We start from the raw sequence: 24,952 nt of genomic DNA on the forward strand, positions 1-24,952 counted from the left end.
CGGAACAATCTCCTTATGAGGACGCATTAGAAATAGAACCCGAACTCCAGACCCAGCGTTGAAGTGGTGGTGGCGGGCTGGTAATAACCGACGTCACGCCCGTTCAACTGACCCCGTTTCTCATCTGACTTGCCATATTTCTGGTGAACATAGGAGGCTTTCACAAACAGATCTTTGTCGATGTTCCAGGTCAGGCTGGTGAAAGGTGACAGGCGCGATTTTGGTTGCAGCCAGACGCCGCCCTGATTGCTGTGCGTCCAGGTGGCGATAGGGTAAAACGCACCGCCTTCGAGACTTAGCCTGGAATCAGTTGTCATCTGCCAGTTGGCACCCAGCGCCGCTTTGGCATAGGGCTGTAATGACACTTCCAGCGCGGTGTACTGCTGACTCCGATTTTCTGAAGCGATATAGACATCGTCGGAGCGGATATGACGCAACCAGACCTGACCCCCTGCGCTGCCTTTGGCGTCGATTGAGAGGCTTTCCGAAGCGCGGTAGCGGTAGCCACGCGTGATGTCTGTGCTAAACCCGGTGTAGTAGGTTTTGCCTTTCAGCGAGCCATCTGCCACGTTGGCTTTATCGTCAAGGGTGCTGCCTTTGTAATTGACGATGCCAAACATCAGGCTCATGTCCCACGCAGTTAATAAGCCGCTTTGCGCATCAAGATAATTATTGGTACCAACGTTTACCCGCAGGCGGGGACCATGTTCGGCAACATATTTACCGTCGATATTATCGACAGTTTCATCCCATTTATAATATTCCGCCCCATAACTGACATAGTGGCGTGTTCCGTCATTGTTATTGCTAAACAAATTTTCCCCGGCCCAGGAAACCCCGGAAGCCAATAAAGAACTCGCGACCAGCAGACTGGATGCGATCTTTAATTTATGCATTGTCATTGTATATTTCTGTGTGCAGATAATCAGGAGTGGTGATTTTAAAAACAGCGGCAGGATGCTAACGCAGGATAAGGCAGCTAAAACAGGCTCTATTCATTTTTGGGGTAAATAAGATCAAGCCAAAGGTTATAAGTTAAATTAAAGGTGATTAACGATCATGATTTGAGTTAGTGTCTTTGTTATATGCTGATAATTTAAGTTATTGCACAGATCAATTTATGATCAATTTGACTTAAGGTTTTATGAAATAAGCCTTTAGCCACTTTTTCTGGTAGAAGAGCAAACTTCTACAAGGGTTGTTGCCTGTCACTCTGGATATTAAGTCAAATTAAAAAGCCAGATACTCTTGCGTCTGGCTTTTCATATTGTTCGCGGTCTTACCTGAATATCACATCGACGGCAAATTGCGGCCGTAATAAATTTCCTGCATCTCTTTGTAGAGTAAGTCCGTGATCTCTTTATGTTCTGCCGCACTCAGTTCATCCGGTTTGGCATTAAACAGGTAATGTTTGAGATCGAACTCTTTAAGCATCATTTTGGTATGGAAAATATTTTCCTGATACACATTCACATCCATCATGTCGTACAGCGCTTTCATATCCTGAGACATAAAATTCTGAATCGAATTGATGGAGTGATCGATGTAGTGCTTCACACCATTGACGTCACGGGTGAAGCCGCGCACGCGATAATCAATGGTGACAATGTCCGATTCCAGCTGGTGAATGAGATAGTTCAATGCTTTCAACGGTGAAATCACGCCACAGGTGGAAACTTCGATATCGGCACGGAAAGTACAGAGGCCACCTTCCGGGTGACTTTCCGGGTAGGTGTGAACGCAGATATGACTCTTATCGAGGTGGGCCACCACCGAATTTGATAACGGACCCGGATGCTCAGTGGTATCCACATCACGCGGATCGACCGGCTCTTCGCTCACTAAAATCGTGACGCTGGCACCCTGTGGTTCGTAATCCTGTCGTGCCACGTTAAGGACATTCGCGCCGATGATCGAGCAGGTTTCGGTGAGAATTTCCGTCAAACGGTTGGCGTTATACTCTTTGTCAATGTAGGCGATATAGCCATCACGATCGTCAGCCGTCTTGGCATAACAGATATCGTAGATACAAAAACTCAGGCTTTTGGTCAGGTTATTGAAGCCATGCAGTTTCAGCTTTTGCAATTTAGTTCACCCCCTTATGGAAGCCATATCAGCGCGCTGCTGACAGCGCATTCAGTAAATATTGTGGCAGGGCAAAGCTGCCGTGATGAATCGCCGGATTGTAATAGCGGCAAATAATGCCTGCGGCGTCGAAACGTGCCTGCAAGGTTTTGCTGTCAATCTGGCGATAGTCCGGGGTGTTGGTTGCCCAGGCAAAAGTCATGATGCCGCCGTAATAGGTCGGGATCGCGGCCTGATAAAAACTGACATCACTGAAATAGTGGCTCAGTTTGTGGTGGCTGTTGACGGCTTCATCTTGTTGCAGGAAACAGACGCCATTTTGCGCCACAAAAATCCCGCCTGGTTTCAGACAGCGCGCACAACCTTCATAAAACGCCGACGTAAACAGGCTCTCGCCAGGACCGATAGGATCGGTGCAGTCGGAGATGATCACGTCATAGGTTTCAGCGGTTTGGTTGACGAAGTTCACGCCGTCGTCGATCACCAGATTGAAACGGGCATCGTCATAAGATCCGGCGCTGTGATTGGGCAGATACTGGCGACAAAACGCCACCACACCGGCATCAATTTCCACCATCGTCACCGACTCCACGCCTTTATGACGACACACTTCACGCAGCATTCCGCCGTCGCCGCCGCCGATAATCAGCACTTTTTTGGCGTTACCGTGAGCCAGCAGCGGCACGTGGGTCAGCATCTCGTGATAAATAAATTCATCACGCTCGGTGGTTTGCACCACGCCGTCGAGCGCCATCACGCGACCGAGTGCGGCGTTTTCGAAAATCACCAGATCCTGATGCGTGGTTTTATCACGGTACAACTCTTTTTCGACACTGAAATACTGGCCAAAATTGGCGTGCAGAGTCTCAAACCACATTTCTTTGGGTGACAGCTTTTGTGATGAGTCATGGGACATGTTGCGGTCTTCTCCTGAGTATTCACAGCCTTGAAAAATGGGGGCGTCATAATAGCCAACATTGCCAGCCTATGCACGGTTGAATTTCGCTCAGAGGACGTTGTTTAAAAAGAATGGTATTAAGTGTAGCTGAGGGTAGAAAGAGGGATGAGAAAAGGCCCGGCGTAAGAAGCGATTAATATCCGCCGGGATAGTGCGATCAGTTCGAGTAGGCCAACAAGCTCAGGGAGTCGCGCGCCAGTGATTTACACTTGGTTGGCGTTGCCACAGCGATACCGCTTAAATCACGGTAACTGTCTTCGCCCATGGCCTGCATATTGAAACTGTTGTAATTAGCCAAATCCCAGCGGTTCTGTTGTGCAAAGAACACGATGGCGCGCTTGATTTGCGCGTTAGGTAACTGGTCATAGCCGCAGTTATTTTTCAGATAAACGAAAACCGCGGTTAAGTCCGCTAAATCTTCGGCTTCAGATTCACTCAATGCCTGGCTTGCAGAGGAGAAGCCAAGGAGGGTCAGCAACAGCAAAGTCAGCGTGGTTCTTTTCATCGAATTGTTCTTTTAATAGGAAAAGGAGACTCTAATAGAATGAAAGGACGTTAACATATTTGCCCTGAGTCACACTAAATTTCTTTTATCTGCCCTGCGGCTTGACCTTACCCTTGGTGGAAGGTTTAGGCTGATGTTCTTATACTGCCCGCACACCGCCAAAAGGATCTGAACATGCATCGTCGTGACTTTATCAAATGGACCACCCTGATGGGCGCAGCCACCACGTTGCCCGGCTGGAGCCGCCTGGCATTTGCCGCCGACCGCCCGGTGCTACCGGTTCCCGCGATCCTCAAGGCCGATTACAAGGGCAACTACACCCTTAATTTACAGCGCGGGCAGAGTCAGTTTTTACCCGGCGTGAAGACCGAAACCTGGGGTGTTAACGGCGATTTGCTTGGCCCGGCGCTGCGCATTAAGCGCGGCGAACCGGTTAAGGTCACCATTAACAACCATCTTGATGTCGCCAGCACCGTACACTGGCACGGGTTGGAAATTCCCGGTGATATCGACGGCGGCCCGCAGGGGGTGATTGCACCCGGTGCCAGCCGCACTGTGCAGTTTCAGCTCGACCAGCCCGCCTCGACGTGCTGGTTCCACCCGCATCCGCATCAGACCAGCGGTTATCAGGTCGCGATGGGGTTGGCCGGACTGGTGCTGATTGAGGATGACGAAAGCAATAAACTGCAACTGCCTTCCCGCTGGGGTGTGGATGATATTCCGTTGATCTTTCAGGATAAACGTCTGAACGATGCCGGGCAAATTGACTACCAGATGGACGTCATGACTGCCGCCATCGGCTGGTTCGGTAACCATATGCTGACCAACGGTGCGGTTTACCCGCAACACGGCGTCTCACGTGGCTGGGTGCGTTTGCGCCTGCTGAACGGCTGTAATGCGCGTTCGCTTAATATCGCCACCAGTGACGGTCGCCCGTTGTACGTGATCGCCAGCGACGGCGGTTTCCTGGCTGAGCCGGTAAAAGTCAGCGAACTGCCGATGCTGATGGGCGAACGCTTCGAAGTGCTGGTGGAGTGTCAGGGCAATACGCCTTTTGATATCGTCACGCTGCCGGTTAAACAGATGGGTATGACGCTGGCACCCTTTGACCAGCCGCTGCCGGTGCTGCGTATTCAGCCGACGCTGACGCTGGGCGCGCAGTCGATCCCTGACACCTTGGTGACAATGCCTGCGTTGGTTTCTGCCGATGGCCTGCCGGCCCGCTGGCTGCAACTTTCGATGGATCCCCAGCTCGACCAGCAGGGGATGGCAGCCCTGATGGAACGCTATGGTCATCAGGCGATGGCGGGAATGAGTATGGACCACGGCGATGCAGGGAAAGGCAATGACATGGCGTCAATGCCGGGGATGTCCCACGACGCTCATGGCGGCATGGCCGGAATGGATATGTCGAAAAGCGCTGGTAAATTTGATTTCATGAACGGCAATAAAATTAACGGTAAAGCTTACGATATGAATGCGCCTGCTTTTGACGTCAAACGGGGCCAGTACGAGAAATGGACTCTTTCAGGAGAGGGCGACATGATGCTGCATCCTTTCCATATCCACGGCACCCAGTTTCGTATTCTTTCCGAAAATGGGCAGCCGGTCGCTGCTCATCGTACTGGCTGGAAGGATATCGTCCGCGTTGAAGGCGCGCGCAGCGTGGTGCTGGTGCGGTTCAATCATCTGGCTGACAAACAGCAGGCTTACATGGCGCACTGCCATCTGCTGGAACACGAAGACACCGGGATGATGCTTGGTTTTACGGTTTCTGCGTGATGCACTTTCTCAAACTTCTTTCCTAAATATCCTTCTGCACACTCAGGCCAGAGACACTCCTCTGGCCGCCTTCTGTCGCCCTGATCCTCTCCCTCTCTTCTGAGCACGTCTTATCATTCGCTTATCTATATTTCACTTTGAAAGGTAAATCTTTCAAAGTGTGATCAATACAAGATAATTATATATTCATAATGATTATATTTTATGTGTGGTGAGATAAAAATGAAAGCATAGACCCACATATCCTACAGGAGAGCGAGATGATCGAGATTATCACACACGGTGCCGAGTGGTTTATCGGCCTGTTTCAGAAAGGGGGGGAGGTCTTTGTCAGTATGGTCACTGGCATTTTACCTCTCTTAATCAGTTTGCTGGTGGTGATGAATGCGTTGATCGTATTTGTCGGCCAGAAAAGAATCGAACGTCTGGCACAACGCTGTGCCGGGAATCCGGTGTCGCGTTACCTGCTGTTGCCGGTGATTGGCACTTTTGTGTTCTGCAACCCGATGACATTGAGCCTCGGGCGTTTCATGCCGGAGATCTACAAGCCCAGCTATTACGCTGCCAGCTCCTACAGCTGCCACTCCATGAACGGATTATTCCCGCACATCAACCCTGGCGAACTGTTCGTCTACCTCGGCGTTGCCAGCGGCCTGACCACGCTCGGATTACCTCTGGGGCCGTTGGCGGTCAGTTATTTCCTGGTCGGTATGGTGACTAATTTCTTCCGGGGCTGGGTAACCGATCTCACAACACGCATCTTCGAACGCAAGATGGGTATCCAGCTTGACCGTCAGGTTCAACTTTAAACGCGGAGCAGAAAATGAGCGTTATTATTCGAATTAACCGGGGTGAAGGCGGTTGGGGCGGTCCTTTATTGATTCAGGCCGTGCCCGGCAAAAAAGTGGTGTACATCACGGCGGGTACCCGTCCGGCGATCGTCGACAAACTGGCTGCGCTGACCGGCTGGGAAACCGTGGATGGTTTCAAAGAAGGTGAGCCGCCTGCCGAAGAGATCGGTGTGATGGTCATCGACTGCGGCGGAACCTTGCGCTGCGGCATCTATCCGAAGCGCAGGATCCCGACGGTCAATATCCATTCGACCGGCAAATCCGGTCCACTGGCGCAATATATTACCGAAGACATTTATGTTTCCGGGGTGCGTGAGCACGATATTGTCATCGATACCGCGGCAAGTTCTGAGCCGGTTCCGGCTGCCGCGAAGGCCGCACAACCCAGCGCCGGGCGTGAATATGACACCAGCAAAAAAATCACCGAACAAAGTGACGGGCTGTTGGCAAAAGTCGGTATGGGTATGGGGTCCGGCGTGGCGGTGCTGTTCCAGGCTGGGCGCGACACCATCGATACGGTGCTCAAAACCATTCTGCCGTTTATGGCATTTGTGGCAGCGCTTATCGGCATCATCATGGCTTCCGGGTTGGGCGATCTGGTGGCCCACGGCCTGACGCCGCTGGCGAAAAGCCCGGTTGGACTGGTGATGCTGGCACTGATCTGTTCCTTCCCGCTGCTCTCACCTTTCCTCGGCCCTGGCGCGGTGATTGCGCAGGTCATTGGCGTGCTGGTGGGCGTACAGATTGGGCTGGGAAATATTCCGCCGCATCTGGCCTTGCCTGCCCTGTTTGCCATTAATGCACAGGCAGCGTGTGATTTTATTCCGGTTGGATTATCCCTGGCGGAGTCCAAACAGGACACCGTGCGGGTGGGCGTACCGTCGGTATTGGTCGGCCGCTTCCTGACGGGGGCGCCGACGGTGCTTATCGCCTGGGCGGCTTCAGCCTTCATCTATCAATAAGGAGTCACCATGCAAACCATTTACCAAACCACGATCACGCATATCGGTGACTTTGCCCGGGAAGCCCTTTCCGACCAGATGCTGATCACCTTCCGGGAAGGTGCGCCGCAGGATATTCAGGATTATTGCTTCATCCATCAGCACGGTCAGACCCAAGGCGAACTGCACAGCGGTGCGTATATGGACCTGGCGGGTGTCCGCTATCCGGTCACCGCCGTTGGAGACGTGGCGATGCAGAATTTACGTGAGCTGGGCCATATCACGTTGCGTTTTGACGGCAGAGATCAGGCTGAATTCCCCGGCAGCGTGCATGTGAAAGGCATGACCCCCGAGGACATTCCTCTCGGTAGCATATTGAAATTCATCGATTAATATTAGGATCAGGAGTTAATTATGGAACAGGTTGCAGTCGTGATCGGCGGTGGTCAGACGCTGGGCGCATTTCTCTGTCAGGGGCTGGCTGAATCCGGCTATCGGGTTGCTGTTGCGGATCTCAATGAGAAGAATGCGGCGCTGGTTGCTGCACAGATCAATCAACAATTTGGGGCCGATCGGGCGTTTGGTTTTGCGGTGGATGCCACCAGTGAAAGCAGCGTCGAGCAACTGGCAAAAGCGGTTGATCACACATTCGGTCAGGTGGATTTACTGGTCTACAGTGCGGGAATGGCGAAGGCTTCGCCGATCACCGATTTTGCGCTCAATGATTTCGATCTCTCATTGCAGGTGAATCTGGTGGGGTATTTCCTGTGCGCTCGTGAGTTTTCACGCTTGATGATCCGTGACCGGATCCCTGGGCGTATCATTCAAATCAACTCGAAATCCGGCAAAGTGGGCAGTAAACACAATGCAGGTTACAGCGCGGCCAAGTTCGGCGGTGTAGGTCTGACACAGTCGATGGCACTGGATCTGGCAGAATACGGTATTACCGTGCATTCACTGATGCTGGGAAATTTGCTGAAATCGCCGATGTTCCAATCATTATTGCCGCAGTACGCCAATAAACTGGGGATCGATGCCGATCAGGTCGAACAGTATTACATCGACAAAGTGCCGCTTAAACGCGGCTGTGACTATCAGGATGTGCTCGACATGTTGCTGTTTTACGCCAGCGATAAAGCCTCTTACTGCACCGGTCAGTCGATCAATATCACCGGTGGTCAGGTGATGTTCTGATGCCAAACCGCCCCTGTTGTCAGGGGGCGGTTTTCCCTTTTTAAGGAGAACACCATGACGTCTGCTTCGGCATTAATCTTCTGCGCGGTGCTGGCCTGGCTGGCGCAGATCGCACTGGGCTGGTGGCAATTACAACGCTTTAACCGGGCATTTGACCGGTTATGCCAGCAGGGCACTGTCGGCGTCGGTCGCTCAGCCGGACGCTTCAAACCCCGGGTTGTGCTGGCGCTGGCGTTTGATAAAGACGAGAACGTGTGCGGCGGATTTTTACTGCGTGGCCTGACGATCTTCGCCAGTCCCCAGCCTCTTTTCATGCTTAACGGTATGAGCCGTCAACAATTGATGACAGGTGTGATCTTCCCGAAAGATCCGAATGTTCAAACTGCACTATCATTAGCGATTAAACCGAAATCATGATATTTTCATTTTAAAAGCTATTATCTTTCAAAAAGAATGGTGGCGAATGAAATTTATCTGAAAATTTGAGTGGAAATCGTGATGAAACCTAAACAACGTCAGGCGGCGATACTGGAACATTTGCAACAATTTGGTAAAACGGCAGTGGATGACCTGGCGGCGCATTTTGCTACCACCGGCACCACCATTCGCAAAGATCTCACTCTGCTGGAGGACGAGGGCGCAGTGATCCGAACCTACGGCGGCGTGGTGTTGAGCCGGGAAGAGGGCGATCAGCCCATCGACCGTAAAACCCACATCAATACCGGCAAAAAATTACGTATTGCGCGCGCCGCGATTAAAGAAATTCAGGACGGTGACTCCCTGATTTTTGATGCGGGCAGTACGGTCATGCAGATGGTGCCTTTCCTCGGCCAGTTTAATAACATTACGGTGATGACCAACAGCTTGCACATCATCAATGCACTGGTGGAACTGGATAACGACCAGACTATCCTGATGCCTGGCGGTACTTACCGCAAAAAATCCTCCTCGTTTCACGGCAGCCTGGCCGAAGGTGCCTTCAACCAATTTAACTTCGACAAGCTGTTTATCGGCGCCGATGGCGTGGATCTCAACGGCGGCGTAACAACGTTTAATGAGGCCCACGGTGTCAGCCAGGCCATGTGCAAAGCCGCAGAACGCATTATTCTGATGGTTGACTCCTCAAAATTTGGCCGTAAAAGCCCCAATATTGTGTGTGACCTTTCCCGTGTCGATACCCTGATCACTGACAGCGGCATCAGCGAACAGTACCGTGAGGCAATCGAAAAACACGGTATTCGTATCATTCTTGTGGGAGAGGAAGATGAATAAATCGCTGCTGGACTTCGCACGCGAAACACTGGAAATCGAAATTGAAGAAGCGCAGCGGCTGCTGACACGGTTGGATGAGCACTTCGTCCACGCCTGCCAGTTGTTGCTCAACTGCACCGGTAAAGCGGTAGTGTCCGGGATGGGGAAATCCGGGCACATCGGCAAAAAAATTGCTGCGTCGCTGGCCAGTACCGGCACACCAGCTTTTTTTGTCCATCCCGCCGAGGCGCTGCACGGCGACTTAGGCATGATTGGCAGCCAGGACGTGCTGATTTTTATCTCTTACTCAGGCCGCGCCAAAGAGCTGGAGATGCTGCTGCCGCTACTGGCCGAAAATAACACCAAACTGATCGCCATTACTGGCGGCAAAGATTCCCCGCTGGCGCATGCGGCCGACGCCGTGATTGACGTCAGCGTTGAGCGTGAAGCCTGCCCGATGGGGCTGGCCCCGACCTCAAGCGCGGTCAATACGCTGATGATGGGCGATGCACTGGCGATGGCGCTGATGCGTCACCGGGGATTCGGTGCGGAAGATTTTGCCCGCTCACATCCCGGCGGCAGTCTGGGCGCGCGCCTGCTCAACCGCGTACATCATCTGATGCGAACCGGTGACCGTCTGCCGGTGATCGGCTGTGACGATAATGTCATGAATGCGATGCTGGAGCTGAGCCGCACTGGCCTCGGGCTGATTGCTGTGTGTGACACCGCCCAACACGTAGTGGGCGTTTTTACCGACGGTGACCTGCGCCGCTGGCTGGTCAAAGGGCATCGTTTGGATGAACCCCTGACTGATGCCATTACCCGGCCTGGTTTTCTGTTGCCCGCACAGTGGCGCGCCGGTGAAGCACTGGAAGCCCTGCATCAGCAAAACATCAGCGCTGCGCCGGTTGTGAACAGCGACGGCGTACTGGTTGGCGCACTCAATCTGCATGATTTACATCAGGCTGGGATTGGTTGACGCGTCAGCGTTACCCATCACCGGGTTCTTTGTTATAATCCTTTCCGCTTCAAGGTCGCCATCATTCGGTTTGATGGCGATAAATATCTCAAATTTCAGGTGGTTAGGCTATATATGAAACACAGAGTAGACGTCATGATTTCCGAGCAGGAAGTCAAAACCCGCATCGCTGAATTAGGCCGTGAAATCACCGAACACTACCGTGACAGCGGCAGCGAAATGGTGCTGGTCGGGCTGCTGCGCGGTTCGTTCATGTTTATGGCTGACCTGTGTCGTACCATTGACGTATCCCACGAAGTGGATTTCATGACCGCATCCAGCTACGGCAACGGCATGTCCACCACCCGTGATGTCAAAATCCTCAAAGACCTCGACGAGGATATCCGCGGCAAAGATGTCTTGATCGTTGAAGACATCATCGACTCCGGCAATACCCTGAGCAAAGTGCGTGAACTGCTGCAACTGCGCGGCCCGAAATCACTGGCCATCTGTACGCTGCTCGACAAGCCCCAGCGCCGTGAAGTTGACGTGAAAGTCGAATACGTCGGTTTTGCCATCCCCGACGAATTCGTCGTCGGCTACGGCATCGACTATGCCCAGCGCTACCGTCATCTGCCATACGTTGGCAAAGTCGTGATGCTCGACGAGTAGTCAGTAACCGGCTACACCCTCGGTATTACTGAGTGGATCGCCTGAAAAAAGGCACAAAAAAAGGCACATTATGTGCCTGGGAAATCATTTTAACCAACTGAAATAAAAGGATTTCTATCGATGTCCACGCATTGACCACGTTGAGAAAAATCATAGCAAAAAGCCTCGAATAACGAGGCTTTTTTTGTGCCCTTACATCAGGAAAGTTTGCTGACCGTGCGAGGTCGGGTGAGGCATGACCGCGACGATATGGCCCGGCTTCATGATTGAGCCGTCGAATGACTCCATTGTCTTGAACGTATGCCCGCAGTTTATATTCTGGCACTGGTTATAACGCTCTTTTGTGTTCTCACTCAGTTCTCACTCAGGTAACGGCTTGAGCGGGTATGCACTGGATTATATTATCTTTGGCAACGGGTTTATGGAGCAGCGGCAGAGCCGCACTGGCCAGTTACTGAGACTGGAAACCTCACCAGCCAAATATACCCGTCGCGGCGTAGAGGCGGGGTTTTACTGGTTCGTAGAGAATTACGTCTCACCCCATTCTTTCGCAGCAGATACCATCTTTCATTTGCAGGAGCCCGATATTAATCAGGAGCTTTACGGCCAGCCCGAATATCTCAGCGCCTTAAACAGCGTATGGCTCAATGAGTCCGCGACGCTGTACCGCCGCAAGTATTTCGAGAACGGCGCACACGCAGGCTATGTGATGTACGTGACCGACCCCGCGCAGAACAAAGAGGATATTTCGGCACTGCGCGACATGATGAGTAAATCGAAAGGTGACGGGAATTTCAGGAACATTTTTTATCACGCACCGAACGGCAAACCCGACGCGATTAAAATTATCCCGCTCAGCGAAGTGGCAACCAAAGATGATTTCTTTAACATCAAGAACGCGACACGCGACGACCTGCTCAGCGCGCACCACCCGCGGCGAAAGCGCCAGCTTGCATCAACATCGCGCGAAGAATCGAGAACCTCACCACAGCGTGCTCAGGCGCAGGAATAAAACCCTGCAAACACCCTTTGCGCACAATGCTATCCCCGCCACGCCTGCCCGCTTTATGTGTCGCTTTTAATGCAGTTGCCTGACCCACTGAGAGCCGCCCCAGTACAGGCGCGGCACGGTGATTAATAATTTTTTGGAAAAATGCAAATCCATGCAACACAAATGCACATTTACTCACCAATATTGAACATTTACACTTGCCGCACGGACTAAATGGAAGTTAACCAGGAGCGGTTATGTACCAGAGGAATGAAGTCATAAGTTATTTGCAGTCCAATAAAATCCTTGCATTAAAACTCGACCACGCTTTAGCCTCAGTCAGAGGACAGGTGGCAAATCAAATTCAAACATTAGGTGCGGGCGCTACCCGCCTGACATATTACACATCATGTTTTACCGATGAATATCAGGACGTCTGCAAGAAACAAAAGAATGAAGATATACGATTTACTAAGGGCGTTACTTATCTTCTTGAAAATGGCGGCGTTGTCTACGACATGCTTAAAATTTATTTTGAAGAAATATTTAAATACAAAACCTCAGAGCAATTAGAAATTATCAAAAAAATGCTAATGGCAGTGAATATCCATATTGCCGCAAGTTCTCTAACTGGTGCTGGGTTTTCTTTAGCAGCCGCCGCCTCCGTTAGCGTTGGACTGAACCTAAGCATGGAAATAAGCATCCTCACAGGCCGCACGGCTGGCACGGTTGTCGGGATAGTGACGACTTATGGCGTCGTCCAGAAAGCAGCAGATAACGCCCAACGTCTCAGTTTGAGGTATCCCGCCTATTATGCCGCTCTATACGTGCAAGAATTAGAAATGATGTATTTCTTGATAGAGCCGTTATTTGAACGTGCTGGTGCACTCGAGGCACAATGGGCATCAGATTCGGATGTAGTAAATATCATTACAAGAATGATTCGATAATCATGATGAAATTTCTTAAAAAATTCTTACGCTGGCAATTGAAATTCTTATTTTCGATGTACGGCCCCGGATTGCTTACACTGCTATTCGCAATCGGCCTAGTGCATTTCTTCCCTGATGGCCCTATTTGGCCTATAGGTGTATTCGCCATATTAATGGTGGTTTTATTTAGCCGTTACATGAAATGGTGAACACCAAACAATTGTCACTGTGTAAATCTCACTTATAAGGAAATTATATGTCTACCCCAGCACATTTATGGCTTGAAGATGAAAACGGTTCACCGATTGTCGGCAGTTGTTTGATGCCAATGCGTTTAGGCTCCATCGAATTAAAATCATTTTCCCACGGCGTAACCATTCCGGTTGATGCAAATTGGGGCAAACTCACCGGAACGCGAATTCACCGCCCTATCGTTATAGTGAAAGAGTTTGACCAGACAACGCCCGTTTTGTATCGCGCCGTATGTGAAGGCCGTACCCTGAAAAAAGCAACGATCAAGATGTACCGCATTCTGGAGTCAGGCATCGAATCTGAATACTTCAATATCATGTTGGAAAACGTCAAAATTACTACGATTTCACCGTACCTGTCCCCCAATGGACTCAGCAGCACTCATCTAGAAACCCTCGAATTACGTTATGAGGCGATCACTTGGAAGTACACGGATGGAAATATTATCTACCGCGATACATGGAATGATCGTTGCGTAGCCTGATACCCTTAACGTCCACATAGTGTCCACGCCCTAGTCGTTTAGGTCTGGTTATAGTGGCTGGTAGTGGTGGTTAACCCACTGATTTTATTGCAAGTCACTGTGGGGGCTTGAAAAAAAGGCACAAAAAAAGGCACATAATGTGCCTTTTGCTTTTTAATCTTTTGTACAGTTACTGCGGGTTGCCGTGCAGCAGTGCTGAGACACCCTGGCGGTAACGCTGTTCCAGCGTTTCGCGGCTGGTGGAGGTCACTTCGAGGTCGCGCAGACGCCCGTCCTGAATGCCGTAAACCCAGCCGTGCAGCGAGACTTTCTGTCCGCGCTTCCATGCTGTTTGCATTACCGTGGAGTGGCCAAGGTTGTAAATCTGCTCAACGACGTTCAGTTCACACAACTTATTCAGACGCTGGTCAGGAGACAGTTCGCCCAGCAGCGAGCTGTGTTTGTACCAGATATCACGAATGTGCAGCAGCCAGTTGTTAATCAACCCAAGTTCCGGGTTTTCAACCGCCGACTGTACGCCGCCACAGCCGTAGTGCCCGCAGATGATCACGTGCTCGACTTCCAGCACGTCGATGGCGTATTGCACAACCGATAGGCAGTTGAGGTCGGTGTGAATCACCAGGTTAGCGACGTTACGGTGTACAAACAGTTCGCCAGGCTCAAGCCCGGTCAGTTGTTCGGCGGGAACGCGACTGTCGGAACAACCAATCCACAGGAAGCGTGGTTTTTGCGATTCTGAGAGACGTTCGAAGAAGCCTGGGTCTTCTTCCACCATGGTTTTCGACCAAAGGGCGTTATTACTTTTAAGTGTTTCAATGTCGTTCATGGAAGTTAATAGCCTGTAACCGAATAACAACGATGGGTTAATATAGGGCAACATATCGTTTTTTAAAACCGATTCAGCATCTCTAATGATGATCAAATCTTAACGGCAGAATTTATAACAAGGTTCTCTACACAAGGTAAGCTCCACTTATGACATATGCATTAGAACTGGAGAAGTTAACCAAAACTTACGCCGGTGGCGTGCAGGCTTTGCGCGGTATCGATCTGAAAGTGGAAGCGGGTGACTTTTACGCCCTGCTCGGGCCAAATGGCGCCGGGAAATCCACTACCATTGGCATCATCAGCTCACTGGTGAATAAGACAGCCGGCAGGGTGCAGGTATTTGGTTACGACATTGATAAGGACATTGTTAACGCCAAGCGCCAGCTCGGGCTGGTGCCGCAGGAGTTCAACTTCAACCCGTTTGAAACCGTGATGCAGGTGGTGGTCAATCAGGCCGGATATTACGGCGTTCCACGCCCGCTGGCGTTGCAGCGGGCCGAGAAATACCTCACGCAGTTGGATCTTTGGGGCAAGCGCAACGAACGTTCACGCATGTTGTCCGGTGGGATGAAACGTCGTCTGATGATCGCCCGTGCGCTGATGCACGAGCCAAAACTGCTGATCCTTGATGAACCTACCGCCGGCGTGGATATCGAACTGCGCCGCTCCATGTGGGGCTTCCTCAAAGAGCTAAACGTGCAGGGCACCACCATCATCCTGACGACGCACTATCTGGAAGAAGCGGAAATGCTGTGCCGCAATATCGGCATCATTCAGGGTGGCCTGCTGGTGGAAAACACCAGTATGAAAGCGCTGCTCTCCAAGCTGAAATCCGAAACCTTTATTCTTGATTTAGCACCGAAAAGCGCACTGCCGCAGTTGGAGGGATATCGTAATCACCTGACCGATACCTCCACGCTGGAAGTGGAAGTGATGCGTGAACAGGGGCTGAACTCTCTGTTCAGCCAACTGAGCAAGCAGGGCGTGCAGGTGTTGAGTATGCGTAACAAAGCGAACCGTCTGGAAGAGCTGTTTGTCACGCTGGTGAACGGCAGCGAGGAAAAGAAATAATGTCGCAACTGTATTGGGTGGCACTCAAAAGTATCTGGCTGAAAGAGATTAACCGGTTTGGACGCATCTGGATCCAGACGCTGGTTCCGCCAGTCATCACCATGACGCTCTACTTCATCATCTTCGGTAACATGATTGGCTCGCAGATCGGCAGCATGCACGGCTTTACTTACATGCAGTTTATCGTGCCGGGCCTTATCATGATGGCGGTGATCACTAACTCCTACGCCAACGTGGCGTCATCGTTTTTCAGCGCCAAGTTCCAGCGCAATATTGAAGAGTTGCTGGTGGCGCCGGTGCCGACGCACGTGGTTATCGCCGGGTATGTCGGGGGCGGCGTGGCGCGCGGGGTCTGTGTGGGTATTCTGGTTACGGCGATTTCACTCTTCTTCGTGCCGCTGGTGATCCACTCCTGGTGGGTGATAGCACTCACACTGCTGCTCACTGCGATCCTGTTCTCTCTGGGCGGCCTGCTGAATGCGGTATTCGCGACGACGTTTGATGATATCAGCCTGATCCCGACCTTCGTGCTGACACCGCTGACCTATCTGGGCGGGGTGTTCTACTCACTGTCGCTGTTGCCACCCATCTGGCAGGCAGTCTCCAAGTTGAACCCGATCGTCTACATGATCAGTGGTTTCCGCTACGGTTTTCTGGGGATTTCTGACGTGTCGCTGGTGTTTACCATGTCCGTGCTGGTCGGGTTTATCGCGGTATTCTATCTGTTGGCGTGGTATTTGATCGAGCGCGGGCGCGGCTTACGAAGCTAATCCCCGTCATCCCTCGCGCTGCCTCGGCGTTGGCTGCCTGCGTTCTAACCCTGCTTGCAGCAGGTTTAGTGATGCAGCACGCATGATTTTGTGGATTCAAATTTGAGTAATAAAAACGGGGCAAATCTATGCCCCGTTTTTTATGTCTTAAATGACGGTTAGGCCACCTGAACCGGCACGGCTTTGGCCGTACGCTTCAATTGATTTTCGCCGTCGAAATAGGCCACTTTCGGCTGGTGCTTGCGGGCTTCAACGTCTGACATCTGCACATAAGAGCAGATGATCAACAGGTCGCCCACGCACGCGCAGCGGGCTGCTGCACCGTTGACCGAAATAATACGCGAACCGCGTTCGGCCGCGATGGCGTAGGTGGAAAAACGCTGACCGTTGTCAACGTTATAAATATCAATAGCTTCGTATTCTAAAATGCCTGAGGCGTCGAGGAAATCCTGATCGATGGCGCAGGAGCCTTCATAATGCAAATCTGCCTGAGTCACATGCACCCGGTGCAGTTTGCCTTGTAACATAGTACGTACCATTTCTTCTGCCCTTACTGACGTAAAAAGTCTGAGAACCTGCCAGGCTGACATACTAAAAATCTCATGTGTCTGGCGACCCACATAGTTGCCGATCTGTCAGGCGCTGTCTACTGCGTCAGATCAACCTGTTGGTTATCAATCAGGCGTGCTTTGCCAAGCCATGCTGCCATCAGGATCACCGCCGAGGTGCTGTCAACGGTCAGGTCCTGCAAGGTTTTGGCGTCGCGGATAAACAGTTCATCCGGCGTGAAGCCCACCTGGCGCAGCTGCTGCGCGGTCTCTTCCAACATCTCTTCGGTATGACGTTCTCCCTGGCTCAGGCGCAACGCCAACTGGTTCATGATTTTTGCCAGCTGCGGGGCTGTTTTACGCTCTTCACTGGTCAGATAACCGTTGCGTGAACTCAGCGCCAGGCCGTCTTTCGCCCGCACCGTCGGCACGCCGACAATCTCGAGGTCATAACCCATGTCTTCTGCCATGGTGCGGATCAGCGCCAGTTGCTGGAAATCTTTCTGGCCGAAACAGGCCACGTCGGGCTGTACCAGATTGAACAGTTTGCTGACGATGGTGGAGACGCCACGAAAATGGCCCGGACGGCTGGCCCCTTCCAGAATGGTGGAGATCACCGGTACATCGACCTGCGTCTGCGTCGCCAGCCCTTTCGGATAAATATCGGCAGGCGAGGGCGCGAACACCAGATCCACGCCGCGCTTGTTCAGCTTCTCGCAATCTTCCTGCAGGGTACGCGGGTAACGCTCGAGATCGTCAGGGCGTTCAAACTGCATCGGGTTAACAAAAATAGTCACCACCACCACGTCGCCACGGGCTTTAGCTTCGTCTACCAGCGTCATGTGGCCTTCGTGCAAATTGCCCATGGTTGGTACCAGCGCAATGCGTTTATTGTTCTGGCGGTAAAAGCGAATTTCACGGCGCAGCAGCGGAACGTTTTCAATAATAAGCACTTGGCTAACCCTTCTTATTTAAAGCTGTGTTCTTCGCCCGGATAAATGCCTTGGGCAACCTGTTCAACATAAAGACGTACGGCGCTGCGCATATCGCCCGCTTCACGGAGGAAGTCTTTGGCAAATTTCGGTGTATGGCCGCCGGTAATGCCGAAGGCGTCATGCATCACCAAAATCTGGCCGTCGGTCACATTGCCCGCGCCGATGCCAATCACCGGAATCGACAGTTCGTCGGTCACGCGTTTGGCTAAATCAACGGGCACACATTCCAACACCAGCGCCTGCGCTCCGGCCTCTTCCAATGCCAGCGCATCTTTCACTAGCAGATTGGCGGCCACTTCATCGCGGCCCTGCACTTTATAACCGCCAAAGACATTCACCGATTGCGGCGTCAGGCCCAGATGTCCGCACACCGGTACGGCACGCTCGGTGAGCATTTTCACCGTGTCGCACAGCCAGCTCCCCCCTTCCAGTTTGACCATGTTGGCACCCGCACGCATGACTACGCCGGCACTGGCAAAGGCCTGCTCCGGTGTGGCGTAACTCATGAAGGGGAGGTCAGCCAGCAGCAGCGCCAGCGGCGCACCACGGCGTACGCAGCGCGTATGGTAGGTGATTTCCTCGAGGGTCACCGGCAGGGTGGAGTCATTTCCCTGCACGACCATGCCGAGAGAATCGCCGATCAGCATGACCGGTATCCCCTGTTCAGCGAACAGCTGGGCAAAGCTGGCATCGTAGGCGGTGATGGTCGCGAACTTATGATTATCTTGTTTCCACTGGCGTAACTGACTCAGGGTGGTAGCTTTCATGGGATCTTCCTGTGAACAATTCATACGGTGAATATTTTGCCAACATTCTACTGTATGACCCGATAAGCAGGTAGCGAAGTTCCTGTCTTTGGAATGAACATCTTAAGAATCCCATAATAAGCATGGCGTATAATGCGATGTACAGCATCACCCACGACAGGAGAGGGAATTTGCGCATTCTGCTGATAGAAGATGACAAAATGATCGGCGACGGTATCCGGGCTGGCCTGGGGAAACTGGGGTTTACGCTCGACTGGTTTACCGACGGATTGATCGGCAAAGCGGCGCTCGACAGTGCGCCTTATGATGCAGTGATCCTCGACCTCAGTCTGCCGGGAATGGACGGTATGCAGCTGCTAAAAGAGTGGCGGCAGGCTGGGAAAGATACCCCGGTGCTGATCCTCACCGCGCGCGATGCGCTTGAACAGCGGGTGGGCGGATTACAGGCCGGTGCGGATGATTATCTGTGTAAACCGTTTGCGCTGGTGGAAGTGGCGGCCCGCCTGCAGGCGTTGATTCGGCGTCGTCATGGGCACGTCACGCCGAAAATTATCCACGGTATTCTGGAGTTTGACCCGGCACTGCGCAGCGTCACCATGAATGGTGAGCCGGTGGTGCTGACCCCGCGTGAAATCACGGTGCTGGAGCTGTTCCTCAACAACAAAGGCCGCGTATTGCCGCGTCCGCTGATCCAGGAAAAACTCTATAACTGGGACGACGAAGTCAGCAGCAATGCCGTCGAAGTGCACATTCATCATCTGCGTAAAAAACTGGGCAACGGATTTATTCGCACAGTTCACGGCGTGGGTTACACCCTAGGTGACGCCGTGGCTGAGGCAACGGACAATTCTGCCGACAGCGCGACGGGGGAAAGGACGTGAAGCGGCATTTTAAGGATCTGAGCTTACGCCTGCGATTGATCCTGCTGTTTGGCCTGCTGGCACTGGTCACCTGGCTGGTGGCTTCGCTCGTGGCCTGGCATCAGACCCGCCATAACATCAACGAAGTGTTTGATACCCAGCAAATGCTGTTTGCCAAACGGCTGGCGGCGACCGGCGTGGGCGATATGTTGTTGCAAAATCATGAAGTCAGATTGCCTGAAACCAAAACGCTGATGCATAAAGGCGAGCGTGGCCACACCGATGATGACGCCCTGACGTTTGCCATCTTTGATCTGCAAGGCAAGATGCTGCTTAACGACGGCGAAAACGGTAAAAAAATCCGCTTCGACAAGAATACGCAGGGCTTTACGGACAGCGAAATCGATAACGATGACGACCAGTGGCGGTTGCTGTGGCTGACCACCGCTGACGGGCGTTTTCGGGTGGCGGTCGGTCAGGAGTACGATTACCGCGAGGATATGGCATGGAATCTGGTCTCAGGGCAACTGCTGCCGTGGCTGGCCTGTCTGCCGATATTACTGTTGGCGATGATGATCATGATCGGCCTGGAACTGCGCCCTCTGCGGCGCGTGGCGGACGATCTTCACCGGCGTGCGCCGGATGATGCTTCCCCACTCTCCACTGACCGGGTGCCTTGCGAGGTGCTGCCGCTGGTGGAATCTCTCAACTCACTGTTCACCCGCACCGGCGACATGCTGGTTCGCGAACGGCGTTTTACCTCGGATGCCGCGCATGAATTGCGCAGCCCGCTGGCGGCGCTGCGGGTGCAAACCGAAGTGGTGCAACTGTCGGGGGATGACACCAACATGCGCGAACACGCGCTGGAAAACCTGACCATCAGTATCGACCGCGCCACCCGATTGGTTGACCAACTGCTGACGCTCTCGCGGCTTGAGTCTTTCAGCGGACTGGATGAATTAGAACCGGTCGACTGGGCGGGGCTGATTGCACAAGTTGTGGGCGCACAGGATGCGGCGGCGCATGCTAAAGGTATCGTCTTACGTTTTGAGCAGACCGGCGATCCGGCACCGATTCAGGGGCAGTCGCTGTTACTGTCGTTGATGCTACGTAACCTGGTGGATAACGCCGTGCGCTATTCACCGGTGGGCTCTAAGGTGACTGTCCGGTTGAGTGAGCAGGGTATTGATGTCGACGATCAGGGGCCGGGGATTTCGGATGAACACCTGGCAAGGCTGGGGGAACGGTTTTATCGCCCGCCGGGTCAGGAGCAGACCGGCAGCGGTCTTGGCGTGTCGATTGTTAAACGCATCGCCCAACTGCACGGGCTGAGTGTGGTCTACCGCAACCGGGCAGAGGGAGGATTACAGGTACAGGTTCGCCAACACTAAAGCAGGATCACCAGCGTTCCAGGCCATTGCGGGGAATGCGATTCAGCAGCTCTTGCAGAGGTTCGCCATCGGGGAATACCAGCGCCGGGGCAATCTCTGCCAGCGGGTAAAGCATGAACTCGCGGTTTTTCATGTCGTAATGCGGAACGATCAAACGTTCAGTGTTGATCACCTGGTCGCCGTACAACAGCATGTCTAAATCCAGCGTGCGCGGACCCCAGCGTTCGGCTTTACGCACACGGCCCTGGTTCTGCTCAATGGCCTGGGTGCAGTCGAGCAGCTGTTCTGCGGGCAATTGGGTATCGAGGGCAACCACGGCGTTGAGAAAATCAGGCTGATTTTGCGGGCCGAGAGGTTTACTGCGATAAAACGAGGAACAGACCACCAGTGTGGTGCGGGGCATGTGCGCCAGAGCTTCCAGCGCACAGTTGACCTGGTCTACAGGCTTGGCAAGATTACTGCCGAGCGCAATGTAGACCCGGATCATTGACCGCTTTCCTTACGTGGTGCCCGTTTGCGCGGACGACGTGTGCGGGCGCGGCGTGGTGCGACGTCGTCGCCCAGCGTACCCAACATATTTTTCTGTGACGCCGGAGTGGCTTCCTGGAACTCGCTCCACCATTCGGTGAGACTTTGCAGTTCGCGATGCTGTTCTACTTCGGCACGCAGCGCCAGTAAGTCGAATGCCGCGCGGAACTTAGGATGCTCCATCAGTTTGTGCGCACGTTTGCCCTGACGACGCGACAGACGCAGTTGCAGCGCCCAGATATCACGCACCAGCGTGGTAATTCGTTTCGGAATGGCCAGTGAGCGGCACTGTTCGTCGAGCACATCGTTCATGGCCAGCGAGAACGCGTCGTAATAGGTCAGACCGCCTTCCTGTGCCAGCTTCTGTGCATGTTCAATCACCGGATACCACAGCATCGCAGCGAACAGGAATGCCGGATTGACGCGCTGATCGTTTTGCAGACGGAAATCAGTGTTTTTCAGCACCTGAATCAGAATGCGTTCCATCGGGCTGTCAGCCTGTTCGGTGAACTGGCTGGCAATCAGTGGGAACAGCGGCTGGAACAGCTGGTATTCACACAGTTTCAGGTAGGTCTGATGACCATAACCGGACTGCAATAATTTCAGCGACTCTTCAAACAGACGGGCTGGCGGGATCTCCTGTAACAGGGTCGCCAGACGCGGGATCGGCTCAGCGGTTTCCGGGCTGATTTTCATGTCCAGTTTTGCAGCAAAACGCACAGCGCGCAGCATCCGCACCGGATCTTCGCGATAGCGGGTTTCCGGGTCGCCAATCAGACGGATAATGCCGTTTTCCAGATCACGCAAGCCGCCGGTGTAATCACGCACGGTGAAATCGGCCACGCCGTAATAAAGGCTATTGATGGTGAAGTCGCGGCGCTGGGCGTCATCTTCGATGCTGCCGAAAATGTTGTCGCGCAGCAGCATGCCGTTTACCGCCTGCTGGGAGGAGTTCTTGTCTTCTGGCTCTTCTTCCAGTTGCTCGTGATGACCGCGGAAAGTGGCCACTTCGATGATTTCCGGCCCGAACATCACGTGCGCCAGGCGGAAACGACGGCCAACCAGACGGCAGTTGCGGAACAGTTTACGTACCTGATCCGGCGTGGCGTTGGTGGTGATGTCGAAATCTTTCGGTTTCTTTTCCAGCAGCAAATCACGTACACCGCCGCCGACCAGGTAGGCTTCATAGCCAGACTTGTTCAGACGGTAGAGAACTTTCAGGGCGTTTTCGCTGATATCACGGCGAGAAATATTGTGCTCGTCACGCGGAATAATGGTGATGGCTCGCGTCTCACCGGCGTAGTCGAAGGAGGCACGCGGTTTGGACGGATGCTCAGTGACATAACGCTCAATAATGGGCTGATGTTCACCACGTGGTGACACACTGGCCGTGCGTCGGTTGGCATTGTTAGCGCTGTGGCGCGGACCAGCCCCCGGCGAAGAGGTGTTGTTGCGGCGGTCACCCCGGTGAGAGTTTTCATCCCGACGGCCACGGTTATCACGGCTGCCGCTGCGTTCGCGGCGTGGGGCCTGGGTCGTTTTCACGTTGCCTTCAGCCACGGGGGTTGTATCGCGACGGGTGTTCTCTTCACGAAGAGGGGCCTGCTCAGGCACCGTGGTTTCTTCACGAATGACTTTATCTTCACGAACTAGCACCTTACGGCAAAAATTGGCTACTCGGGTAAAAATGGGACACCTCGATAGTGACTGATAAAAATGACGCGACGCAAAAACAGCGGCTAATCATAGCTCACACTGGCTACTTTGAGAATGCCGAAGTCATATCTGCCGGAGCTTTCGCATCCTGACGCGGCATCTGGGCCGGTGCCCAATGTTCTGTCGCCCAACATAATAATAAATCTAACGGCATATCCTGCCAGTTTTCCGGCAAGGTTTGGCCTAAAAATTGTAACGCTTTCAACAGGACCGGGCGAGGATCACCCTCTGGCAATGCGGGCGCGTGGTTCTGCTTGGAGAGTTTATCGCCCTGCGCATTGACCGCCAGCGGTAAATGCAAATAACCCGGCTGCGGGTAACCTAAATGCTGATAAAGCGAAATTTGGCGCACGGTCGGCTCGATTAAATCCGCCCCGCGCACAATATGGTTCACGCCCTGATAGTGATCATCGACCACCACCGCCAGATTATAGGCGAACAGACCGTCGCGACGGCGCACGATGAAATCCTCTTCGGCCAGCGCCGGCGTAGCGTGCAACCGTCCCTGAAAGTCATCGTCAAATGCATAGACCGGGCGAGTCTGATGCAAACGGATCGCGGCATTGTCAGCGCCGAGTGCCGCATCGCGGCAGTGGCCGTCGTAGGTGCCACCGAGCTGGGCTATTCGCTGGCGGGTGCAGGTGCAGTAATAGCTCAGCCCCTTCTGGCGCAGGCTGTCCAGCGCAGCGCGGTAAGCATCATGACGTTTGGATTGCCAGACGACGTCGCCATCCCAGTGCAGGCCGAAACGCTCCAGTGTCGCCAAAATGCTGTCGGCGGAGCCAGGGATTTCACGCGGGGGGTCAAGATCATCAATGCGCAATAGCCAGCGGCCCTGCAAAGATCGGGCGTGCAGATAGCTACCGAGGGCGGCAATCAGGGAACCAAAATGAAGAACACCGGAAGGCGAAGGGGCAAAACGGCCAACATAACGCGTAGCGTGAGCGGAAGCAGGCGAATCAGACATAGTTGCAGAACATCTTCTATAAAGGGAACGCGGTGCATGACGCACCGCGTGGGACCCGAGACTTAACCAGCCATCTGCTTTTCGCGGATTTCAGCCAATGTCTTACAGTCAATGCATAAATCAGCGGTAGGACGTGCTTCAAGACGGCGGATGCCGATCTCAACGCCACAGGAATCGCAATAACCGAAATCCTCGTCTTCCACTTTTTTCAGTGTTTTTTCAATCTTTTTTATCAGCTTACGTTCGCGATCGCGGTTACGCAGTTCGAGGCTGAATTCTTCTTCCTGAGCGGCACGGTCTACCGGATCCGGGAAGTTTGCAGCTTCGTCTTGCATATGCGTAACGGTACGGTCAACTTCATCCCTGAGCTGATTACGCCACGCTTCAAGAATCTTCTTGAAGTGGGTCAGCTGAGCGACGTTCATGTACTCTTCGCCTGGCTTCTCTTGGTATGGTTCTACCCCAGCGATGGCGAGAATGCTCAAGGACGATGTCTTACGGGGTTGCCCTTCTTGCATGATGCTTCTCCTACATAAAACGCACTATACCCATCATCCTTCAAATTGCGGGAGCCGAAGCTGCCTTGGTGCAATGCAAACGATGTTGAGTATTTCGATCCCCAAAGGGGGAAAAAATCAGGCCGCTATAAATACCA

Annotated in this window: 28 protein-coding genes and 1 pseudogene; 16 read left to right on the forward strand and 13 right to left on the reverse strand. The window is 53.0% G+C overall.

Annotated elements, in window-relative coordinates; all coding sequences use genetic code 11:
* Positions 1–26: 26 nt before the first annotated feature.
* From EAH77_RS11785 to EAH77_RS11800, 4 genes are all read right to left on the reverse strand, one after another.
* Positions 27–902, reverse strand: coding sequence for a hypothetical protein (locus EAH77_RS11785; protein WP_140472837.1), 876 nt, complete (start codon positions 900–902; stop codon positions 27–29).
* Between the two features lie 388 nt (positions 903–1,290).
* Positions 1,291–2,085 (reverse strand): adenosylmethionine decarboxylase, encoded by a 795-nt coding sequence (speD, locus tag EAH77_RS11790; protein ID WP_140472839.1) that lies wholly within the window; start codon positions 2,083–2,085, stop codon positions 1,291–1,293.
* A 28-nt stretch (positions 2,086–2,113) separates the two neighbouring features.
* A complete protein-coding gene (gene speE, locus EAH77_RS11795) occupies positions 2,114–2,977 on the reverse strand; it encodes a polyamine aminopropyltransferase (protein WP_194150510.1) in 864 nt (287 codons plus the stop codon).
* A 223-nt stretch (positions 2,978–3,200) separates the two neighbouring features.
* Positions 3,201–3,548: a YacC family pilotin-like protein gene (locus EAH77_RS11800; RefSeq protein WP_140472843.1), complete on the reverse strand. Its 348-nt coding sequence runs from the start codon at positions 3,546–3,548 to the stop codon at positions 3,201–3,203.
* Positions 3,549–3,722: 174 nt separating this feature from the next.
* Between EAH77_RS11800 and cueO the strand changes: the two genes are divergently transcribed.
* From cueO to hpt, 9 genes are all read left to right on the forward strand, one after another.
* A complete protein-coding gene (gene cueO, locus EAH77_RS11805; RefSeq protein WP_140472845.1) occupies positions 3,723–5,330 on the forward strand; it encodes a multicopper oxidase CueO in 1,608 nt (535 codons plus the stop codon).
* 260 nt (positions 5,331–5,590) lie between these two features.
* Entirely contained in the window at positions 5,591–6,139 is a 549-nt protein-coding gene (srlA, locus tag EAH77_RS11810; RefSeq protein WP_140472847.1) for a PTS glucitol/sorbitol transporter subunit IIC, read from the forward strand.
* 14 nt (positions 6,140–6,153) lie between these two features.
* A complete protein-coding gene (gene srlE, locus EAH77_RS11815; RefSeq protein ID WP_140472849.1) occupies positions 6,154–7,143 on the forward strand; it encodes a PTS glucitol/sorbitol transporter subunit IIB in 990 nt (329 codons plus the stop codon).
* A 9-nt stretch (positions 7,144–7,152) separates the two neighbouring features.
* Positions 7,153–7,515: a PTS glucitol/sorbitol transporter subunit IIA gene (gene srlB / locus EAH77_RS11820; protein WP_140472851.1), complete on the forward strand. Its 363-nt coding sequence runs from the start codon at positions 7,153–7,155 to the stop codon at positions 7,513–7,515.
* 21 nt (positions 7,516–7,536) lie between these two features.
* Positions 7,537–8,316 (forward strand): sorbitol-6-phosphate dehydrogenase, encoded by a 780-nt coding sequence (gene srlD / locus EAH77_RS11825; RefSeq protein ID WP_140472853.1) that lies wholly within the window; start codon positions 7,537–7,539, stop codon positions 8,314–8,316.
* 54 nt (positions 8,317–8,370) lie between these two features.
* The gene (gene gutM, locus EAH77_RS11830; protein WP_140472855.1) at positions 8,371–8,733 is read left to right on the forward strand and encodes a transcriptional regulator GutM; all 363 of its coding nucleotides are present in this window, start codon (positions 8,371–8,373) and stop codon (positions 8,731–8,733) included.
* A gap of 81 nt (positions 8,734–8,814) precedes the next feature.
* Positions 8,815–9,588 (forward strand): glucitol operon DNA-binding transcriptional repressor SrlR, encoded by a 774-nt coding sequence (gene srlR, locus EAH77_RS11835; RefSeq protein WP_140472857.1) that lies wholly within the window; start codon positions 8,815–8,817, stop codon positions 9,586–9,588.
* A complete protein-coding gene (gene gutQ / locus EAH77_RS11840) occupies positions 9,581–10,546 on the forward strand; it encodes an arabinose-5-phosphate isomerase GutQ (RefSeq protein WP_140472859.1) in 966 nt (321 codons plus the stop codon). The genes srlR and gutQ overlap by 8 nt, the downstream gene beginning before the upstream one ends.
* A gap of 114 nt (positions 10,547–10,660) precedes the next feature.
* Positions 10,661–11,197 carry a hypoxanthine phosphoribosyltransferase gene (hpt, locus tag EAH77_RS11845; protein ID WP_140472861.1) on the forward strand — a complete coding sequence of 179 codons (537 nt, stop codon included), beginning with the start codon at positions 10,661–10,663 and terminating at the stop codon, positions 11,195–11,197.
* Positions 11,198–11,389: 192 nt separating this feature from the next.
* On the opposite strand, the gene EAH77_RS11850 is transcribed toward hpt, so the two are convergent.
* On the reverse strand, positions 11,390–11,554 hold the full coding sequence (locus EAH77_RS11850; RefSeq protein WP_431306763.1) for an ogr/Delta-like zinc finger family protein: 165 nt from the start codon (positions 11,552–11,554) through the stop codon (positions 11,390–11,392).
* A 7-nt stretch (positions 11,555–11,561) separates the two neighbouring features.
* Between EAH77_RS11850 and EAH77_RS11855 the strand changes: the two are divergent.
* The 3 genes and pseudogenes from EAH77_RS11855 to EAH77_RS11875 all read left to right on the forward strand — a co-directional run.
* Positions 11,562–12,125 (forward strand): annotated as a pseudogene (locus EAH77_RS11855) (phage portal protein); the annotation flags it as partial.
* 320 nt (positions 12,126–12,445) lie between these two features.
* Positions 12,446–13,138: a hypothetical protein gene (locus EAH77_RS11865; RefSeq protein ID WP_140472865.1), complete on the forward strand. Its 693-nt coding sequence runs from the start codon at positions 12,446–12,448 to the stop codon at positions 13,136–13,138.
* Positions 13,139–13,376: 238 nt separating this feature from the next.
* A complete protein-coding gene (locus EAH77_RS11875) occupies positions 13,377–13,856 on the forward strand; it encodes an Hcp family type VI secretion system effector (protein ID WP_140472869.1) in 480 nt (159 codons plus the stop codon).
* A gap of 169 nt (positions 13,857–14,025) precedes the next feature.
* Here the strand turns inward: EAH77_RS11875 and can are convergent, their stop codons facing one another.
* Positions 14,026–14,682: a carbonate dehydratase gene (can, locus tag EAH77_RS11880; protein WP_140472871.1), complete on the reverse strand. Its 657-nt coding sequence runs from the start codon at positions 14,680–14,682 to the stop codon at positions 14,026–14,028.
* 149 nt (positions 14,683–14,831) lie between these two features.
* Here can and EAH77_RS11885 point away from each other — a divergent pair, with 149 nt between their 5' ends.
* On the forward strand, positions 14,832–15,755 hold the full coding sequence (locus EAH77_RS11885; RefSeq protein ID WP_140472873.1) for an ABC transporter ATP-binding protein: 924 nt from the start codon (positions 14,832–14,834) through the stop codon (positions 15,753–15,755).
* Positions 15,755–16,525, forward strand: a complete 771-nt coding sequence (locus tag EAH77_RS11890) for an ABC transporter permease (protein WP_140472875.1) — start codon at positions 15,755–15,757, stop codon at positions 16,523–16,525. Before EAH77_RS11885 ends, EAH77_RS11890 begins: the two co-directional genes overlap by 1 nt.
* A gap of 158 nt (positions 16,526–16,683) precedes the next feature.
* On the opposite strand, the gene panD is transcribed toward EAH77_RS11890, so the two are convergent.
* From panD to panB, 3 genes are all read right to left on the reverse strand, one after another.
* The gene (gene panD, locus EAH77_RS11895) at positions 16,684–17,064 is read right to left on the reverse strand and encodes an aspartate 1-decarboxylase (RefSeq protein WP_140472877.1); all 381 of its coding nucleotides are present in this window, start codon (positions 17,062–17,064) and stop codon (positions 16,684–16,686) included.
* Between the two features lie 107 nt (positions 17,065–17,171).
* The gene (gene panC / locus EAH77_RS11900) at positions 17,172–18,026 is read right to left on the reverse strand and encodes a pantoate--beta-alanine ligase (RefSeq protein WP_140472879.1); all 855 of its coding nucleotides are present in this window, start codon (positions 18,024–18,026) and stop codon (positions 17,172–17,174) included.
* A 14-nt stretch (positions 18,027–18,040) separates the two neighbouring features.
* Positions 18,041–18,835 carry a 3-methyl-2-oxobutanoate hydroxymethyltransferase gene (gene panB, locus EAH77_RS11905; RefSeq protein ID WP_140472881.1) on the reverse strand — a complete coding sequence of 265 codons (795 nt, stop codon included), beginning with the start codon at positions 18,833–18,835 and terminating at the stop codon, positions 18,041–18,043.
* A 170-nt stretch (positions 18,836–19,005) separates the two neighbouring features.
* Between panB and qseB the strand changes: the two genes are divergently transcribed.
* A complete protein-coding gene (gene qseB, locus EAH77_RS11910) occupies positions 19,006–19,716 on the forward strand; it encodes a quorum sensing response regulator transcription factor QseB (RefSeq protein ID WP_140473071.1) in 711 nt (236 codons plus the stop codon).
* The gene (qseC, locus tag EAH77_RS11915) at positions 19,713–21,086 is read left to right on the forward strand and encodes a quorum sensing histidine kinase QseC (protein ID WP_241673445.1); all 1,374 of its coding nucleotides are present in this window, start codon (positions 19,713–19,715) and stop codon (positions 21,084–21,086) included. The genes qseB and qseC overlap by 4 nt, the downstream gene beginning before the upstream one ends.
* A 7-nt stretch (positions 21,087–21,093) precedes the next feature.
* On the opposite strand, the gene folK is transcribed toward qseC, so the two are convergent.
* The 4 genes from folK to dksA form a co-directional block, all read right to left on the reverse strand.
* Positions 21,094–21,573 carry a 2-amino-4-hydroxy-6-hydroxymethyldihydropteridine diphosphokinase gene (gene folK / locus EAH77_RS11920; RefSeq protein WP_140472883.1) on the reverse strand — a complete coding sequence of 160 codons (480 nt, stop codon included), beginning with the start codon at positions 21,571–21,573 and terminating at the stop codon, positions 21,094–21,096.
* Entirely contained in the window at positions 21,570–22,895 is a 1,326-nt protein-coding gene (gene pcnB / locus EAH77_RS11925; RefSeq protein WP_241673451.1) for a polynucleotide adenylyltransferase PcnB, read from the reverse strand. The genes folK and pcnB overlap by 4 nt, the downstream gene beginning before the upstream one ends.
* Before the next feature lie 478 nt (positions 22,896–23,373).
* Positions 23,374–24,297 carry a tRNA glutamyl-Q(34) synthetase GluQRS gene (gene gluQRS / locus EAH77_RS11930; RefSeq protein ID WP_140472887.1) on the reverse strand — a complete coding sequence of 308 codons (924 nt, stop codon included), beginning with the start codon at positions 24,295–24,297 and terminating at the stop codon, positions 23,374–23,376.
* A 62-nt stretch (positions 24,298–24,359) separates the two neighbouring features.
* Positions 24,360–24,815, reverse strand: a complete 456-nt coding sequence (gene dksA / locus EAH77_RS11935; protein ID WP_140472889.1) for an RNA polymerase-binding protein DksA — start codon at positions 24,813–24,815, stop codon at positions 24,360–24,362.
* Positions 24,816–24,952: the final 137 nt, after the last annotated feature.

The organism is Ewingella americana (genome assembly GCF_006438725.1).
Lineage (GTDB): Bacteria > Pseudomonadota > Gammaproteobacteria > Enterobacterales > Enterobacteriaceae > Ewingella > Ewingella americana_A.

Coding starts and splice junctions, on each gene's coding strand:
- EAH77_RS11800 (WP_140472843.1), bottom strand. CDS start 3,548: ATGAAAAGAACCACGCTGACTTTGCTGTTGCTGACCCTCCTTGGCTTC.
- srlE (WP_140472849.1), top strand. CDS start 6,154: ATGAGCGTTATTATTCGAATTAACCGGGGTGAAGGCGGTTGGGGCGGT.
- srlA (WP_140472847.1), top strand. CDS start 5,591: ATGATCGAGATTATCACACACGGTGCCGAGTGGTTTATCGGCCTGTTT.
- panD (WP_140472877.1), bottom strand. CDS start 17,064: ATGGTACGTACTATGTTACAAGGCAAACTGCACCGGGTGCATGTGACT.
- gutM (WP_140472855.1), top strand. CDS start 8,371: ATGACGTCTGCTTCGGCATTAATCTTCTGCGCGGTGCTGGCCTGGCTG.
- dksA (WP_140472889.1), bottom strand. CDS start 24,815: ATGCAAGAAGGGCAACCCCGTAAGACATCGTCCTTGAGCATTCTCGCC.
- cueO (WP_140472845.1), top strand. CDS start 3,723: ATGCATCGTCGTGACTTTATCAAATGGACCACCCTGATGGGCGCAGCC.
- hpt (WP_140472861.1), top strand. CDS start 10,661: ATGAAACACAGAGTAGACGTCATGATTTCCGAGCAGGAAGTCAAAACC.
- gutQ (WP_140472859.1), top strand. CDS start 9,581: ATGAATAAATCGCTGCTGGACTTCGCACGCGAAACACTGGAAATCGAA.
- srlB (WP_140472851.1), top strand. CDS start 7,153: ATGCAAACCATTTACCAAACCACGATCACGCATATCGGTGACTTTGCC.
- srlR (WP_140472857.1), top strand. CDS start 8,815: ATGAAACCTAAACAACGTCAGGCGGCGATACTGGAACATTTGCAACAA.
- can (WP_140472871.1), bottom strand. CDS start 14,682: ATGAACGACATTGAAACACTTAAAAGTAATAACGCCCTTTGGTCGAAA.
- EAH77_RS11875 (WP_140472869.1), top strand. CDS start 13,377: ATGTCTACCCCAGCACATTTATGGCTTGAAGATGAAAACGGTTCACCG.
- EAH77_RS11785 (WP_140472837.1), bottom strand. CDS start 902: ATGACAATGCATAAATTAAAGATCGCATCCAGTCTGCTGGTCGCGAGT.
- EAH77_RS11885 (WP_140472873.1), top strand. CDS start 14,832: ATGACATATGCATTAGAACTGGAGAAGTTAACCAAAACTTACGCCGGT.
- EAH77_RS11890 (WP_140472875.1), top strand. CDS start 15,755: ATGTCGCAACTGTATTGGGTGGCACTCAAAAGTATCTGGCTGAAAGAG.
- EAH77_RS11865 (WP_140472865.1), top strand. CDS start 12,446: ATGTACCAGAGGAATGAAGTCATAAGTTATTTGCAGTCCAATAAAATC.
- srlD (WP_140472853.1), top strand. CDS start 7,537: ATGGAACAGGTTGCAGTCGTGATCGGCGGTGGTCAGACGCTGGGCGCA.
- panB (WP_140472881.1), bottom strand. CDS start 18,835: ATGAAAGCTACCACCCTGAGTCAGTTACGCCAGTGGAAACAAGATAAT.
- gluQRS (WP_140472887.1), bottom strand. CDS start 24,297: ATGTCTGATTCGCCTGCTTCCGCTCACGCTACGCGTTATGTTGGCCGT.
- folK (WP_140472883.1), bottom strand. CDS start 21,573: ATGATCCGGGTCTACATTGCGCTCGGCAGTAATCTTGCCAAGCCTGTA.